Here is a 16,791-nt window from a genome sequence, read left to right as displayed (position 1 = left end):
CGTATCGCAATGGCATCCATTTATCGTTTACTACTTTTTCTTAATAGAATACCACAAATATCCCGCTGTTTCTTTAATATAAAAATCCCATGCGGGCAACACTTGTGGATTTGGTATAAGAGATGAGAAACTAAAGCGGCCTCTTCCTTCAAAGTAATTACAGGGAAATGGAGCTGTAACAACTCCGGCATTCTTAAATATAAGTGAGGCTCTTGGTAGGTGATATGCAGAGGTAATTAGCAGGTAAGGCGGACTCAATTGCAACGAGTCGAGAATTTGTTTTGAATAAACCGCGTTGTCGAAAGTGTCATTCGAACGGTCTTCTACAAGAATTACAGAATCCGGAACTCCCATTACGGAAAGTTCATTTTTTGCCCAGGCTCCTTCGCGGAAGTTATTGTCGTCAAATTTTCCATTGCCGCCGCTTATTAAAATGTGTTTTATTATTCCGAGTTTATATAATTTCTCCGCCTGTATAAACCGGTCAGCAGTTGAATTAAAATATCCATTTCCTTCTGCGTCCGGGCTTGCAAATCCGCCTGGAACGATTCCACAACTATAGATAATGTTATTATTAATTGCAACGGGCATCGGCTGCCATTTCTTAGCATACAAGTTTAACAACCATGGATTGCCGAACACAATAAAAATGCATAATGCCGCAATCCTGCATATCCTTTTGTGAGAAGCTTTGCGAAGAAAGAATGCGGCAACAACCAACACAAATACCCAGTTAAGGGGTGATAAAAAAAATGATACGATGCCGGAGGCTAAATGGTGCATAAACTTTTAGAATTTATTTGAAAAGTAATAAATAATAAAAGAAAAAAGATATTATGGCAAGAAGTGTAACACGACCGTAATTTTATTTCGGTCAATATCAATTTTTATAAATCTTGTATACCTTGTGGCATTAAAAAAAACAGGCCTTCCTGTAGAAACAGGCCGACCCTTTACGATTGCTTGATATGAGAAAGTTTAATTGTATTTCCAAGGCTGATTCACAGCTTAAAGCTATTCTTCACAGTTCCGTATTCTTCTCTAACGCTTTTATAAAGCAAAATTACATCCCGATAAAAGTTAAAACTAAACAACTTAGGTTTGGTTATATTATCTCAGAGTGGGTTTGCCTGAATTAAGATTCCATCCTGTATTGGGTTTCAGTAAAAATACGCCATGATGCCCAACCTGTTTTCAGATACTGAAATTTTAATAATCCATTCAAAATTGAGTAGTCCGGTTCTGCTAAAAAAAGACACCGATTTTTGATACTTAACAAATATTTTCATTGAAGCCGGTTTTCCCGGAGTTATTGTAACGGCAGCTGCTCCCCTAAACATAAGAAGATTAGGTTAATTTCTCTATGGCTGAATTTAGCACCAATTCTTAAGTTCATTAAATCGGCTTCCTGATTGGATTTGGCAATTTGTAAATTATCGAAGTGCTACTTGGGAGTATAGCAACTTAGTGTCGCCTGCAGTCAGGCTCGCGAAAGATTTATACAAAGGGTTATTAGTGTATTAGTTTCTTTTCAAGTTCTTCTAACGACACACCTTTTGTTTCAGGCACTTTCGTAAGAACCCAAATTAATTGCAATATCATCATAAAGGCAAAGAATGCAAATATTGGCCACGGATTATTACCGAAAATTCCGCTGTCTTTGTCCAAAAAATAAGGGGTAATTAATGTAATAATTGCCGCGAAAATCCAATGAACACTTGCTCCAAAAGATTGCCCTAATGCCCGGACATTGTTCGGGAATATTTCTGAAATAAAAACCCATATTACGGCGCCTTGACCAACTGCATGAGAAGCTATAAACATTATTAGTGACGAAAGCAGAATAGTATTACTGGCCTGGAATTTAAAACAGATAGCCACCGATACGAGACTTAAAATGTATCCGAGAGAACCTATAATTAGCAATTGTTTTCGTCCAATGCGGTCGATAAAATACAGGCCAACGAATGTGAAAATAAGATTGGTGCCTCCCAACGCAATAGAACTTGCAAGTGAATCTTTTGCAGCAATTCCAGCGCTTTGCAGAATCTGCGGAGCATAATATAATATGAAATTAATTCCAGACCACTGGTTGAAGAATGCAATAAAAAATGCCAGCCATAAAACCCTATTGTATTTCCTGTTAAAAAATAGTTTCTCGTTAGTAAGGCTAGCTTTGATGGTTGCGTTGGCCGCAATAATCACATTAATTTCCTTATCGGGATCATCGGCGCCTATGAGTACCAGTATCTCTCTTGCCCTCTTTAAATTGTTTTTGATCGTAATCAGCCAGCGCGGACTTTCGGGTACTGTAAACACTAATGCTGTGTAAATAATTGAGGGAATTGCCATCACGCCCAGCATCCATCGCCAGTCGTTACTGCCGCCAACTCCTTTAAGTAAATAGTTGGAAAAATATGCAACAAAAATTCCGAATACTATATTAAACTGGTATAAGCCGGCCAGTCTGCCTCTTGTTTTAGCAGTAGATATTTCTGAAATATAAGTGGGGGCCGCAACAGACGAAACTCCAATGCCAATTCCCCCGATAAAACGAAAGAATGAAAATGTATACGGATCGGGAGCAAGTGCTGAACCTATCGCGGAAAAACTAAACAAAATACCTATCCACAGTAATACTTTCTTACGTCCAAACTTTTCAGTAGGAATACCTCCGAAGATGGCGCCTATTACGGTTCCCCACAATGCCATCGACATAATAAAAAAGCCATGAAATAACGGGGAAGTATGCCAGAGTTGTTGAATGGGCTGGTTGGCGCCGGAAATTACAACTGTATCAAATCCGAATATGAAACCGGCGAGCGCCGCAACTATGGACCAAAGCAGCAGTTTGTTTTTATTCATAGCAAGTATCGTTTTATAGTAAAAGGTAAATCAATTTTTATAGTGTTGAACTATGAATTGCAATTTCGTATTATTTCCATTTATATTATCATTTAAGAAAATAAAGGTTTAAATCTATTGGATAAAAAGAAGACAAAAAAAAAGCTACCAGAGGCAGCCTTAATTAATGGGTTATTTTCAAGAGTTCAAAGGTGAAGCACGGCCGGGGTAGATTCAGGTAGTTATTATTTTGACCGTCTAATTAAATAACGGTACCAATTTATCTTTATTGTGGGAAATAGAAATTTATCCAAAAACTCATGAAGCTAATTTTAAATAGTTTTTGGAAATATCGGTAACGCACGAGATTATCTTTAAGAACCATAGTCGCATTTTGACCATTATCTTTAAATAGTTGCGTATAGAATAATCCAGATATGAAAAGACTAAAATTAATCCTTTTTGTTCCTGCTAACTGCGAAGGAGATACGCTAAATTATCGTCAGCTTTTGCCTGATTATGAAACTTTGCACAAATACCCGCCGGCAAGACAAGTCACTTGTTTTATATTCGTTTATGCTAAACAGTTAGTTATTGCTGTGCTGTGTTTAACTGCTAATATATTTTACAAAACTTCTTTTGGCAATGGGTAACAACGTTTCTTCCATTGGGTAAGCCAGGGGAGTCTCTATGTTATATACGGCCGGGTTTGGTAATTGCGGGTAACTTCTGATTAATTCCGCTTTTATATTTTCGGCAGAGTTACTTAAGGAACGTATCCATTGGTTTATAAAATCTGTCCTGATTCCACGATATTTTTCATCATGCTTTTCATATATTGTCAGGTGGTATTGGTAAGCGACAGTTGTGTTAAACCGTCCGTCGCATATAAGCAGGTATCCTTCGTTAGTATCCAGCGGAATAAGGCCCACCGGCTCAATATTTAATTTTGCTTCTACAAATTCATATATTTCAGTTCCATTTTGTATGGTGTTTTTTATTTTCTCTGCCGAATAGTGAACGATGTCTTCCAGTTCCTTCATTAATTCACTGTCTTCTATAATTCTTTCGTATTCCAGTTGTAGCTTTTTCATGTTTACTTCAGTAAGCTGCTTTGGAAAGTGTTCCTGCAAAAACCTGCTGTTTTCCCGGAAGGCTACAATGTTATTGTAATGAAATATAATATCAGCCAGTTGGGGATAAAGTTTGTTTTGGTTGAAATAAGAATTTACGTGTTGAAGGTAGGCGAGCAAGGTATATTTTTTTAGTTCGAAATCAATATAACCTTCAGCAAACCATGTTTCAGATAGGGACTTCATGTTTTATACTTTAGTGATTAATAAATTGAATTTACGAATTTGATCTCATATTTTTAGAACGGCAAATTTTGTCAATTGTTATAACGCCGTTAGCTGAATTTTTTGAAACCATTAATAGTCTTTGAGCGGGGAAAGGTGAAAGTATTCTGTAAATGGGATCAATTATTATCATTAACATCTTAAAAAAAACAAATTAATTGGAACTTATCGTGATGCAGGCGGTTTTTCATTGCAAATTATTGTGGCTGTCGGCAAATGAAATGGTATAGAATTTTAACATCCTCAAATTCAGACTTGTTTATCATTTTCTTTCGGGAGAATTATCTTACCATTTCTGCCCTGTCTTTAACGCATAACATTAAATGATCATTACTATGCACGGGAAGTTTAGTGAGAAAAAAGTTAGTTTAAAGTTAAGTGTTGAGCATAATTATAATAGAAAAATTTCTATTGCAAGTAATGGCCGCTTACTACGCTACAGAATTCTTATAACCATGATATTTGTATGAGTAGAAAATAATGTTTGTTTCGTTTCGCTATTCAATACCTATTTGCAAGAGCCGCTGCTTCCCTTTGAATAACCACCTGACCTAATTAAATCGTGTAAATCCTCAAAGAGTTTACACGATTTTTTTTGGCATTATTGATGGAAATGGTAAAATACTTAATAAGGTATTTTTATGTTTATTGTACAACCTTTGCCAGGGCTGCTTATTATTTCCATAGCACCATTGTATAATTCTATCCGGTGCATCATATTGGAGATGCCAATACCCTTCCTTTTACTTCTCATGTCAAATCCTATTCCATCGTCTTGTGTTTTAATTTCCAGTATCCCGTCTTTTTCAGTTATGGATACCCGCACATTTTTCGCTTTGGAATATTTTACCACATTGTTGATTTGTTCCTGTATAATTCTGTATATGTTCAGTTTGAGATCGTCATTCAGGATCTCGGAAGAAAGTGAATAAGTAAAGGCCGTTTTAATAGGCGAAGTCGCGCTTAAAGTGTCGAGCAGGTCGCTCACCATCTGGTTAAGGTTGATGTTTTTCAGGGGGGTAGCTAACCTGTGGCAAAGCAACCGGATTTCTTCGATAGAACTATCGATTAATTCCATAGGGTACTTAATTAATTGCTTAATCTCGGGCTTATCGTTTCCAATCATGCCAAGGTACAATTTCGTACCCGCCAGTATCTGGTTAACGTTATCATGGAGTTCTTCGCCTAAATGGTTCCGCTCTTTTTCCTGTGCAATTACCATTGCCCTCGTAACTCTTTTTTGCTCCTGTATTTTTTGCATTATTAATTTTTGTTCGATTAATTTCTTTTCAGTTATGTCTTTATTAATCGCCACAAACTGAACCGGTTTCTTGTTACTATCAAGGAAGGGAACTATTGTGGCATCTACCCAATATATTTCTCCATCCTTCGTTCGGTTCCTAACTTCATTTCTCCATATTTTACCAGCTAATATTGTTGCCCACAAATTTTTAACAAAGGCCTTTTCATGGAAAGATGAATTTACGATACGGTGATTTTTACCGATCAACTCGTTGGTGCTGTATTTTGAAATTTTGCAGAAATTGTTATTTACATAAGTTATGATTCCTTTGGAATCAGTGATGGATACAATAGAAGATTCATCAAGGGCAATTTTATAATCGGACAGCTCCTTTAAGGTTTTCTCTAATGCGGTCTCATTCTTTTTTTGTTCGGTGATGTTCAAGTGCATTACTACCACACCTCCCTTTTCTTTTTCGTGTAATGGGGTTACAATTAGTTTGAACCATCTTTCCTCATTCGGTGAATCGCATCGGTATTCGTATTCAAAACTATCGGCAAGTTTATTGAGTACTCTTTTAATGCCGGCAGACACTATTTTCCCATCATGTTTTTCCGTGCCTTTGGTGGCAGCGGTTATGGTTATGTAATTGTCCCCAATACCATAGTCCTTACTGACAAACCCGTTGTTATCTGCAAAATTCCGCCATGCGTCGTTTACTTCAACAATAATTCCACGGCTATCCAGCAAGGCTATGTTGGCGGGAAGTGCATTAAGAATAGTGGACATTCTTTCAGCCAGCGCTTCTTTTTCAAGGAGGTAATTTCGCGAAGCATCTTCAGCATGTTTGCGCAGCGTGATGTCTTTCGAAAAACAAGCCGTACCGATAATTTCCGATTTACTATAAATGGGGTAAAACGATATTTCCGACCAAATTTCCGCATTGTGTTCCACTACGGTAAAAGTTTCGCCCTTGAAAGCCCGTTCGTAATTTTCTTTAAATCGCAGAAATGGATCTCTTTCGAAATCTGTCGTGCCCAGGTTTATTGTGCTATGCAAATTGCTTTTGGGCTTTTTAAAATATCTGCTGAAAGAATCGTTACAGGTTATCAGCTTAAAATTTCTATCCACACTCCATATCAGGTCATCCGTATTATTTATTAATGCCTTAAGATTTTCGCGGTCAAACTCTCTGTCCTGCTGAATTTTTTTCTTTTCCGTTATGTCGTTGCCGTTTACGCAAATCCCCGTCACCTGTTCATTTTCTTTTACCGGCATAATTGAAAACTCCAGCCATTTTACAACGCCGCCGGGGAATAGGTACGAGCGCTCATATTCAAAATTTTCACCTTTTAAAACTTTAGCAATCATTTCTTTAAACTCTTCAATTCTATCCGTTTCTATGAAATCAAAAAGATGATTGCCAACCTGTATTTCTTTTTTGCCAATAAACAGTCCATAACCAGCGGCGATTCTGTTAAGGGCCTTCACCGTGCCATTGTTATCTATCAGCAAAAAACCTTCATTGGTATTTTCAAAAATTGTTTTCAGGTTATTTTCCGATTCAATAATTTTCTTTTCCGCATCCTTTTTTTCCCTTTCTGCCTTCTTCTGTTTTAACGCTGCGTCAATAGCTACGGGCAATCTTACCATCCTGTCTTTAATAATATAATCATCGGCGCCCAGTTTAATGATATCTGCCGCAAATTCTTCCGATGCACTTCCGGTAACCATAATAAATGGAATTGTCAGATTATGTTGTTGCTTTATTTCCAGCGCCTCTTTAGCGCTGAACTGCGGCATGGAATTATCGGAAAGAATCACGTCGGGGCGAAATTCGTCGAGTGCACCTACATAATCTTTTTCCGACATTACGAGCCTGAATTCACAAAACGGGTTTGATTTTTTCAGTAGACGCATAACAATTTCAGCATCGGTCTCACTATCTTCCAGCAACAAGACTTTTAATTGTTCTTTCATTCTGTCATTTATTTTAACACGGGTTCGTTTACAAGCAACCAATAAAACCCAATATTTTTTATAGCATGTGTAAAGGCATCAAAGCTTACGGGTTTCGCGATATAACTATTTGCGCCAAGCTTATAACATTTTTGAATATCGATACTCTCTTTTGAAGAAGTTAAGATTACTACCGGGATATCTTTTGTGGTTGCATTGGTCTTTAATTTTTCGAGCACTTCAATACCACTCACTTTGGGCATATTTATATCAAGTAGTATCACCTTTAACGCACATGAATTATGCCGTTTCTTCTCATATTTATTTTGTGCGAAAATAAAATCGAGCGCCTCTTCCCCGTTTCTTACATGAAACAGATTATTGGCCAAATGACTTCTTTTTAATTCCCTGATTGTCAGTTCTGCATCGTCCATGTTGTCTTCCACGAGTAAAATATCAATTGAATTATAGTCCATAGTTTATCTTTTATTGTTTTAAATACTTTCCAGTTTTTTGCTTTGGTTCATTATCCAGGCGGCCGGTTCAGCAACAGCCAGTAAAGCCCCAAATCTTTTATGGCTTTGGCATAGGCTTCAAATTCTACAGGCTTTACAATATAGCTGTTAACGCCAAGGTTATAACATTTCGTAATATCGGGGCTTTGGTTGGATGAGGTAAGAATAACTACCGGAATGATTTTGGTTCGTTCATCGGCTTTTATTTTTTCCAATACTTCTATTCCGTTCACTTTGGGCATTTGAATATCCAGCAAAATTAATTTCGGTACATTTTGAATTGCCCGAAGCCCGGCAAATTTTCCGGTGGCAAATATAAAATCAAGCGCCTCCTCACCGTCTTTTACATGTAGCAGGTTGTTATGAACCTGGTTCTTTTTCAATTCCCGCATGGCAAGCTCCGCATCGTCTATGTTATCCTCCACCAGTAATACATCAACCAGATTATAATCCATATCATTTATCAGTTTAAAAAATTCGTTTGTTTATTATTCTTTATCAACCGGTAATGAAAAATAGAAAGTAGCACCTTTATTCAGTTCTGCTTCTACCCATACTTCGCCACCGTGTTTGGAAATTATCTTGTCAACAATCGCCAGGCCAATACCCGTGCCTTCAAACTCTTCATTAGTATGTAATCTTTGAAACACTTTGAATAATTTGGCTTTATACTTTTCATCGAAACCAACGCCGTTATCTTTTATGAAAAAAGTAATGCTTCCTTTTTTTTGTATTGAGCCTATTTCAATTTTTGGTTTATCTGCGTTTCCTGAATATTTCTTCGCATTTGAAATAAGATTGATCCAAACCTGCTTTAAGGTATTTGCATCGGCTTTAATAACCGGCAGCGGGCGTAAAATCCATTCAATTCTTTTTCTATCCGGACCAACCTCAGCTATTACATCTTTAACCAGCTTATTTGAATCAACGTTGGTTTTCATAAGTTCCTGGCGCCCCGTCCGGGAGAAAGAAAGCAGGTCGTCAATCAACATTCCCATTCTTGTTGTATTTTTTTTAATGACGTTTGTAATTCTCCGGGCTTCATCATCTAATTTAATTCCGTAATCTTCTTCTAAAATATTAGCAAAGCCAATGATACCTCTCAGCGGCGCTCTCAGGTCGTGCGATATTGAATAAGAAAATGCCTCCATTTCTTCAGTAGATTTTTTCAGCTGTTCTGTTCGTTTTAATACACGCTCCTCCAGTTCTGAATTTAATTTTTTAATTTCTTCGGCAGCACCTTTGCGCTCGGTTATATCCTTAAAATAAACCGACAACCCATTTCCAGAGGGATACGCACTTACCTCATACCATTTATTTAGAGGTGCATAGTAATCTTCAAAATGAACGACCTGGCCGGTTGCCATCGCCTCGTGATATTTTTTGTATGATACTGACTCAATACTATCTGAGAATATTTCCCATAAATTGTTACCTACTATACTTTCTTTAGGCACACTTAAATCTTTTTCTGCAATTCGGTTCCAATAGGTAACCTTCCAGTTTTTATCGACTGCAAAAAACGCATCGCCGATACTTTCAAGAATCGTATTTTTTTCCTCCATCGTCTTTACTACTACCTGGGTTCTTTCCTTAACCTTTTGCTCCAGTTCCGAATTCAATTTTATTAGTGCATCCTCTGCATTTTTTCTTTTTGTAATATCTCTTACAATGGTAAGATTACCTGCTATCTTTCCTTCCGCATCTTTTAAATGAGAGACGGTTGCCAGCACCTTTACAGGCTTTCCAGCTTTTGTGTGGTAAATGAGTTCTCCTTCCCAATAATCCTTGTCATTAAAAGAGATCAATATTTCCTCACTTGTTTCGTTAGGATAAATTGCATTTAAAATGTCATTCGTTTTTTTTCCAATTGCCTCTTCACTTTTCCATTCAAATAATTCTTCAGCCGGTGTATTCCACCTTGTAATATTAAAATCTGTATCGGTGGAAATGACGGGGTCCTTTATATTGTCGGCAATGCTGGCCAAAAAACGATTACGTTCATCAACTTTTCTTTTTTCCGAAATGTCCCTGGTTACTTTTGCAAAGCCATACAATTTGCCATCATCATCTATGAGGGATGTGAAAACTACGTCAGCAAAAAACGTACTACCGTCTTTGCGTACCCGCAATCCTTCTGTTTCAAAGTGACCTTTTTGCAATGTCAACTGAAGATTCTTTTCCGGCTCGCCGGCTTCCTTTTGCTCATCAGTATAAAATATACTAAAATGTTGACCAATAATTTCGTCAGCGGTATACCCTTTTATTTGTTCTGCCCCGGTGTTCCAGCTAGCTACATGGCCCGCTTTGTCCAGCAGAAAAATAGCATAATCTTTTACACTGCTGACTAATAATTGAAAATCCTTTTTAGCAATTTTAAGTTTCTCCTCTTCTTTTTTACGCAAAGTAATGTCGCGTATAGAAGCACTCACGAGCGCACCATCGTCTTTGTGAATGGGTGATAAACTGATCTCTACCGGAAATGTGCTTCCATCTTTTCTTACAGCAAACAATTCCAGGCCGGAACCCATTGATCTTACTTTCGGATCTTTAGAATATTGGGCCCGGTAATCCTCGTGTTTGCCACGTAACCCGACTGGTACCAATAATTCTACCGATCTACCGCTTAATTCCTCTTTGGTATACCCAAAAAGTTTTTCCGTTTGCCGGTTTATCAAAACGATCTCACCTTTTGCATCAACAATAACCATTGCATCGGGGGCCGCTTCCAGTAAACCCTTGAATTTTTCTTCTGATCGTTTCCTCAGTTCTATTTCCGCTTCAAGTGCTTTCTGCGAACGCATTGAAAATAGTAACGGAAGATTTTTAACCAGGTAAAAAACAGTAACCCAACTGATGACACCAGTTATGAAAAGTACAAGAGCGTTTAACCGGTAAAGCGGAAACCAGAAAGCTATAGCATCTAACAAATGAGTAGCACCACAGGCAAGGATAAACGCTGCAAAAAGAAAATATAACCGTACAAAGCGAATGCCCTGTTTTTTTGATATGTACCGGAGAATAACGGCCGGTATCGCAAAGTAGGCCGACCATATCAAAAGGTCGCTAACGATATACAACCACCCGTGAAAAGAAGTCCACTGGCCGCAATGCCAGCGGGGCGGCCAGTCTGCGGTATCAAATAACTTGCTAAAAAATTCGCTCACTTCGTTCATTATAACAATTACTTACCTAAAGTGTTTAAGTTCCCTTTATCACAACTATACACGCTCAATATAAAGAATGTTTATTATCAGCAATTTTTCTTAAAGTTTTCATCAGTTTATTTTCTGTTTCTTTTCGCTCAGTTACATCATGCACATTTACGACAAGCGCTTTAATATATTTATTTGACAGAAGGTTGATAACAGTACCTTCCAGCCAAAGATATTTTTCATTTTTATGCTGGTTACGAAATAATAAATTGAATATTTTTCCCGGGTGCATGATAGCCATATCCAATAGATCTTTCACGAAATCCATGTCGTCGGGATGCACGTTTACGAACATGTCTTCGTTTATTATTTCTTTATCGCCCCAACCGGTTAACCGTTCTGACGAAGGACTGCAATAAATAGTTTTTAAACGTTCATCTAGCATTAAAAAAATATCATTACTGTTTTCAATGAGCGTGCGGAATCGCATTTCGCTCTCATAAATGTATTTCGTACGTTCTTTAACTCTTAGCTCTAATTCCTGGTTAAATTTTAAAATGGCTTCCTCCGCTTTTTTCCTTTCGGTAATATTTTGCGCTATAACCATATTGCCGGCAATAATTCCATCACTATCCTTAAGCTGTAGCTGTGTAGCCAACACGTATATGGGTTGATGGGCTTTGGTATAATAAACCAATTCACCTTTCCAACTGCCGTTTTTTTGCAGCGATATTAATATTTCTGTCCGCGATTCGTTGGGATAATAAACATTCAAAACACTGTCAATGTTTTTACCGGTTACTTCCGCGCTTTTCCATCCAAATAATTTTTCCGCTGCGTCATTCCACCTGGTAATGAGTGCATCATTATCAGATGAAATGACAGGATCGTGGATGTTTTTTTCGATGGTTGCCATGTAGTGGAGGTCTTCCATAGTTTGTCGCTTCTCTGTTATGTCCCATGTTACCGTTGCATAGCCATACAGATTTTGATTGTCATCAAAGAGCGGGGTAAATACAACATTTGCGTAAAACATTGAACCGTTTTTACATACCCGTAAACCTTGTGATTCAAAACGCCCTTGCTTCAATGCCTCCTGCAGGTTGTTCTTTGGTTCGTTATTTTCCACATCGCCCTGGGTATAAAGTACTGCTATGTTCTTCCCGATTATTTCTTCCGTTCTATACCCATTTATTTTTTCAGCACCGCTGTTCCAGGTAATAATATTTCCATTAACATCAAGCATAAAAATGGCATAATCCTTCACGCTGCTTACCAGTAGCTGAAAATATTTTTGCGTTTTTTTAAGACCCTCCACGGCCTTTTTCTGTTCAGTGATATCACGAACAAAAGCAAATATTAAAGACTCATCATTTGCCACAACCTGTGAAAGGTTCACATCTACAGGAATCTGCTCGCCATCTTTTGTTATCCCAAATAGCTCAAGCCCTTCACCGCCTGGTCGCATCTTTGGCGTTTTTTTGTAGTGGGCCCTATTATACGCCTGGTTAATAAAAAAATAAGCAGGTAACAGCTTTTCAATAGGTTTGCCGGCCAGTTCTTCTTTGGTATACTGAAATAGCTTTTCAGATTGCCTGTTAACAAGAACGATTTCACCTTTAAGATTGACTATGATCAAACCATCGGGGACTGCTTCCAGCAACAACTTGAATTTATCTTCGGCATTCTTCAGTTGGATAATTTCGGGTGGCAACATCGTTGGGGGTTTTAATTAGTTCAGGAGTGATTGCGCATCGTAACTCCTCACGGATAAAGATACCCGAAGGATAATTAGAGATTAACTGCGGAAAAACGCAGCTCTTTATCTTTGCTGCAAATACAGGAACAAATATGAAGGTGTTATAGCCAGCACTTTTAATTCGGGGCGATTTGGCTATTTTTATTACGATATGGCATGTCATTGCAAATGAATTTTTAAATTCTTAATTAGTCTTCATCTAATAATCGTCATCGTTTATTTCTTATTATTTGTTTAATTATTCAATCAATATCCTTCCTGGCATGTAAAGCCAATCAACAGCCCGTTAATATATCATTGCGTAATGTTTTCCAATTGAGATAACAGGCTAAAACCCAAAAGATCAATTTTCAAATAAAAATTAAGCTAACAGGTAACAAAAATCACCAGTTGGAAACAAACGTATGTAACGCCTTCTTAAATTTAAGAAATGCACTTTTTAAACGGGGTGGCATGGCGATTAGAGCGCCATTTGTATTCTTTTTAAAGCATTCAATACTAATCTACTACATAATTTAATTTCTGAAGAATATATTATTTTGGCATATATACTAATCTAATTGATATAACTTAATATTTTTCTAATAATTAAATTCGCCACTATTATTAGATTATTCTTTCTAACCTAACGGCACCTGATACCCGAAATATGAATATTTGTGTCGCCCGAAAATTTATTTTCTGCCAAAAAATATTCCGAATCAACCTTCATCAACTGATGAATTAAATTCGTTAAACATAATAATCTTAAAAAACTTCGTCTATACCAATTCTTAAAGGTTAGTAAAAAAAAATTGATGTACTTGCAGTAAATATTCTATTATATTATTATCGAATATGATTTACCATATTGTAAAGAATTTCCTTCTTTATAAAGAACTGTTAGTTACCAGGGGCAACTTGTGGAGAAGGCATCAATTGGCCGCTAAAAATTTTTTAATTTCCGGAAAATAAATGTCGGGCCTGTCGAGCCATCCATAATGCACGCAATGCTCCATAAAAACCAACCTGGAATTTTTTAAAACGTTATGCTCTGTTATTGCGGTTTTTTCTTCGATAATATCCTCCCTTCCCTGGATAATTAATACAGGCCCGTTAAACCGGGCCAATCTGCTGCTACAATCGAATTTTATTTCTCGAAGATCGTGCCATACGAGGTTATTAACGGCAGAATTTCCCTGCGTAAGTCTTTCGGCAATGGTTGAAATATTTTTACGGTCATAAACATAGGCGGGCGCCAGGGCGAAACCACGATGCAGCCTAGCAAAATAAGAGGTATCACCACCACCTATCTTTTTGTTCCAGTATTGCAATGAATCTTTTTCCTGCTCGCTGAGTCTTGCGGTAAGCCGTGTATTTACATAAGACAATAATCCGAGATCAATGCCCCCTGATGACGATAGAATCAGCGCCTTAACATTTCCGGGATAAACGCCTGCATAATAAGACGCAAGCATGCCGCCGAATGAATGGCCAAGGATGATCCATTGTTTTATTTTCAAATATTTTCTCAGGTTCTCAATATCATTTGCCATTAATTGCATGGTAATAGTTGTTGAATCGAGCCTTTGCAAAGTTGACCTGCCCGTTCCACGCTGGTCATAAATAATTACCGTATTATTTTTCGATAGCGATTTAGCCAGGTCAACAAAGCCATCGCTGTTCATGCCCGGGCCACCGTTGATAATCAGTAAAGGTTTGCCCGTACCAAACAATCTGTAATAAATCTGAGTACCACCAGAAGGCACATATCCTTCCGTTTGCGTGTAGGCTTCCCTGCTAAAAATTATGAGGATAATTAATGCCAAAATAAACTTCATCGTTACCTGTGAATTAAATCCCATGATAAATACTTTTCAAAAAGGTAACTGAGAAATCCTAGCTACCCTTTACATTTTATACACTAACTGGATTATTTTTTATAAGCGGCAACAATAACCGATGTTTTTGCCCGGCCGGCGTGGTTGCTTTGTTAGCCGAAAAATAATTGAATTGACAACTGGCATTGAGGTAACCAATTATTTTTTTATCCCCATCCATCAAATTAACCAAGCTTGCTTATTGAATGCATTACCAGAAGGATATATCAGGGAAGCATATCGCCAGGGAAACTTTTGCATAAAAGAATTTCGTAAGTAAATATGCCTTCTTTCACACCGGGGTCCTCATCCATAATTTTTTTCAACGCTTCCTTTTCAATATTAAAAATTCCTACGCCTTTAATATCGTTTTCTTCACGCACCGGGCAAACAACAGACAGCAGCCCCTTGGCACGCAATTCAAAATTCCGTCGCCCATGTTCCCATACAACTTGCATTCGCTCAGGCGTAATCTCTTTTGGTCCAGCTTTTAAAATCATAAGAGAATAAGATTTAGATTTTGTGAGCATGTCTTTCATATACTCATCTGTAATAGCATCCATTTGTATTATTTTTTTATAAAATAACCCGGTGCTTTACCGGAATCACCAACTTCAATCCGGACCATTTTTCATCAACGGCACAAACTTTAATATCCACTAAGCCATTTTTTAATGCAATACTTCGTATAATGTCTTCCGTGACGTCCGTAGCAATTTTTGCCGATTTCTTATACCACGATACCCATATCATTCCTGCCGGCAGTAATTGATTTCTTAAAATGTTGATTTTAGAATCTAACTGTTCGGCGTTATTGCAAAACAAATGAATAAAGTCAACTTTTGTTTGGTCATCTTTTATCATTTTTGTTTGCTTAGGAAAATCTGAAAAGAGTCTCAAATAGTGTTCCGGTGCATTGACAAGTTTTATTTTGAACCCATCTTTTATGCCGAGCTTTTTCGCCAGGGGTGTTCCGGAATATCCTGCGGTCTGCATCATTTGACTTTGTGGAATTTTATTATTTATTTCCTCTAAGCCACTAAGATCAGAAAGAAAACAATTTAGTATACTCAGTGGCTTTGTGGGATTTATCCAAATTTACTTTTTTATTTATTCCATAAAGATCATTGCTTCTTAATTTCCATACTTTTTATTAACCCCTCTTCGATAACGTACAAATGCGTAACCATATCATCAGCTAAAATAGTTCCCTTCTTATCTTTTACTACCTGCCGAACCTCAACTTCGATTTCCCCTTTTGCATTTTCTTTAAATGAAACCGGCTGCACGTTTGGATCCAATTCCTTCCATTGCCTCGTCCAGTAGTCCCGTACTTCATCATGGCCTTCAACATAGCCACCCTCCCACCCGTTTGGCCAGTGAACGTTTGCATCCATTAAAGAAAGTACTGCATCAATATCCCTTACATTGAATGAACAGTACGCCGCCGTAAGAATGTCTTTATATTTTTCCATGGTAAAACACTATTGAGAAGTAAAGGTAAGTCTGCCGGAATTTTTACGGATTTTCTTTCACCGTGTATCACCATACATTTTCCTGAAATAATATTACCTTAGGATATTACGATTGCCGCTTCTAAACAACTAACGATATAAACCTGGTATATGAGATCCATTTATTTTAGAAAGTCCACGCCATATTATTTATTCTCATTTTTTTCATTGATTATCTTTATTAATACGCACGGGCAATCAACCACGGAGTATGACTCTGCTACGTTTAAGCAAATTGAAATTAAGGTTGGTGATGAACCGATGCCGGTTGTTCCAAATAAAATTAAAGATGTATTTATTCCTGTTCCTTTTCAGAACCAGCTATTGCAGGGCTACATCGGAATACGATACAGACAAAACCTGGAGGAACGCCTTTTAAAAATTGACGAGGATGGCATCATGAGTGGTTACTTGCACAGGCCTGGCAATCATCCCTGGATCGGAGAACATGTTGGCAAATATTTGGAAGCTGCCTGCAATACCTGGAGAAATACGCATGATACAGCGCTTAAAAAGCAAATGGACCGAATGATGTACGAACTGATTCACTCGCAGTTAAAAAATGGATACCTCGGTACTTATACG

The 16,791-nt window shown here is 37.5% G+C and carries 13 protein-coding genes; 1 reads left to right on the top strand and 12 read right to left on the bottom strand.

The genetic code is table 11. The features are described 5' to 3' along the window. Positions 1–30 precede the first annotated feature (30 nt). The 12 genes from ACO1O5_RS02720 to ACO1O5_RS02665 form a co-directional block, all read right to left on the bottom strand. Positions 31–783 (bottom strand): YdcF family protein, encoded by a 753-nt coding sequence (locus tag ACO1O5_RS02720; RefSeq protein ID WP_486268228.1) that lies wholly within the window; start codon positions 781–783, stop codon positions 31–33. Positions 784–1,512: 729 nt separating this feature from the next. Then, positions 1,513–2,865, bottom strand: coding sequence for a sugar porter family MFS transporter (locus ACO1O5_RS02715; protein WP_486268226.1), 1,353 nt, complete (start codon positions 2,863–2,865; stop codon positions 1,513–1,515). Positions 2,866–3,452: 587 nt separating this feature from the next. Further along, positions 3,453–4,163, bottom strand: coding sequence for a hypothetical protein (locus ACO1O5_RS02710; protein WP_486268224.1), 711 nt, complete (start codon positions 4,161–4,163; stop codon positions 3,453–3,455). A 664-nt stretch (positions 4,164–4,827) separates the two neighbouring features. Then, entirely contained in the window at positions 4,828–7,425 is a 2,598-nt protein-coding gene (locus ACO1O5_RS02705) for a sensor histidine kinase (protein ID WP_486268222.1), read from the bottom strand. 8 nt (positions 7,426–7,433) lie between these two features. Then, positions 7,434–7,880 carry a response regulator gene (locus ACO1O5_RS02700; protein ID WP_486268220.1) on the bottom strand — a complete coding sequence of 149 codons (447 nt, stop codon included), beginning with the start codon at positions 7,878–7,880 and terminating at the stop codon, positions 7,434–7,436. A gap of 50 nt (positions 7,881–7,930) precedes the next feature. Further along, positions 7,931–8,374 (bottom strand): response regulator, encoded by a 444-nt coding sequence (locus ACO1O5_RS02695; protein ID WP_486268218.1) that lies wholly within the window; start codon positions 8,372–8,374, stop codon positions 7,931–7,933. A gap of 33 nt (positions 8,375–8,407) precedes the next feature. Further along, on the bottom strand, positions 8,408–11,095 hold the full coding sequence (locus tag ACO1O5_RS02690; protein WP_486268216.1) for a PAS domain-containing sensor histidine kinase: 2,688 nt from the start codon (positions 11,093–11,095) through the stop codon (positions 8,408–8,410). 55 nt (positions 11,096–11,150) lie between these two features. Further along, entirely contained in the window at positions 11,151–12,791 is a 1,641-nt protein-coding gene (locus tag ACO1O5_RS02685) for a PAS domain-containing protein (RefSeq protein ID WP_486268214.1), read from the bottom strand. Positions 12,792–13,747: 956 nt separating this feature from the next. After that, positions 13,748–14,677, bottom strand: a complete 930-nt coding sequence (locus ACO1O5_RS02680; RefSeq protein ID WP_486268212.1) for an alpha/beta fold hydrolase — start codon at positions 14,675–14,677, stop codon at positions 13,748–13,750. Between the two features lie 242 nt (positions 14,678–14,919). Beyond that, positions 14,920–15,255 (bottom strand): YciI family protein, encoded by a 336-nt coding sequence (locus ACO1O5_RS02675; protein ID WP_486268210.1) that lies wholly within the window; start codon positions 15,253–15,255, stop codon positions 14,920–14,922. Positions 15,256–15,268: 13 nt separating this feature from the next. Then, entirely contained in the window at positions 15,269–15,691 is a 423-nt protein-coding gene (locus ACO1O5_RS02670; protein ID WP_486268208.1) for a hypothetical protein, read from the bottom strand. Positions 15,692–15,816: 125 nt separating this feature from the next. Continuing rightward, positions 15,817–16,167 carry a nuclear transport factor 2 family protein gene (locus ACO1O5_RS02665; protein WP_486268206.1) on the bottom strand — a complete coding sequence of 117 codons (351 nt, stop codon included), beginning with the start codon at positions 16,165–16,167 and terminating at the stop codon, positions 15,817–15,819. Positions 16,168–16,317: 150 nt separating this feature from the next. On the opposite strand from ACO1O5_RS02665, the gene ACO1O5_RS02660 reads away from it, so the two are divergent. Then, positions 16,318–16,791 (top strand): beta-L-arabinofuranosidase domain-containing protein (locus tag ACO1O5_RS02660; protein WP_486268203.1); only part of this gene is annotated, 474 nt, incomplete at its 3' end.

It is taken from the genome of Ginsengibacter sp. (assembly GCF_057362405.1).
This window is presented reverse-complemented; position numbering and strand designations above follow the sequence as displayed.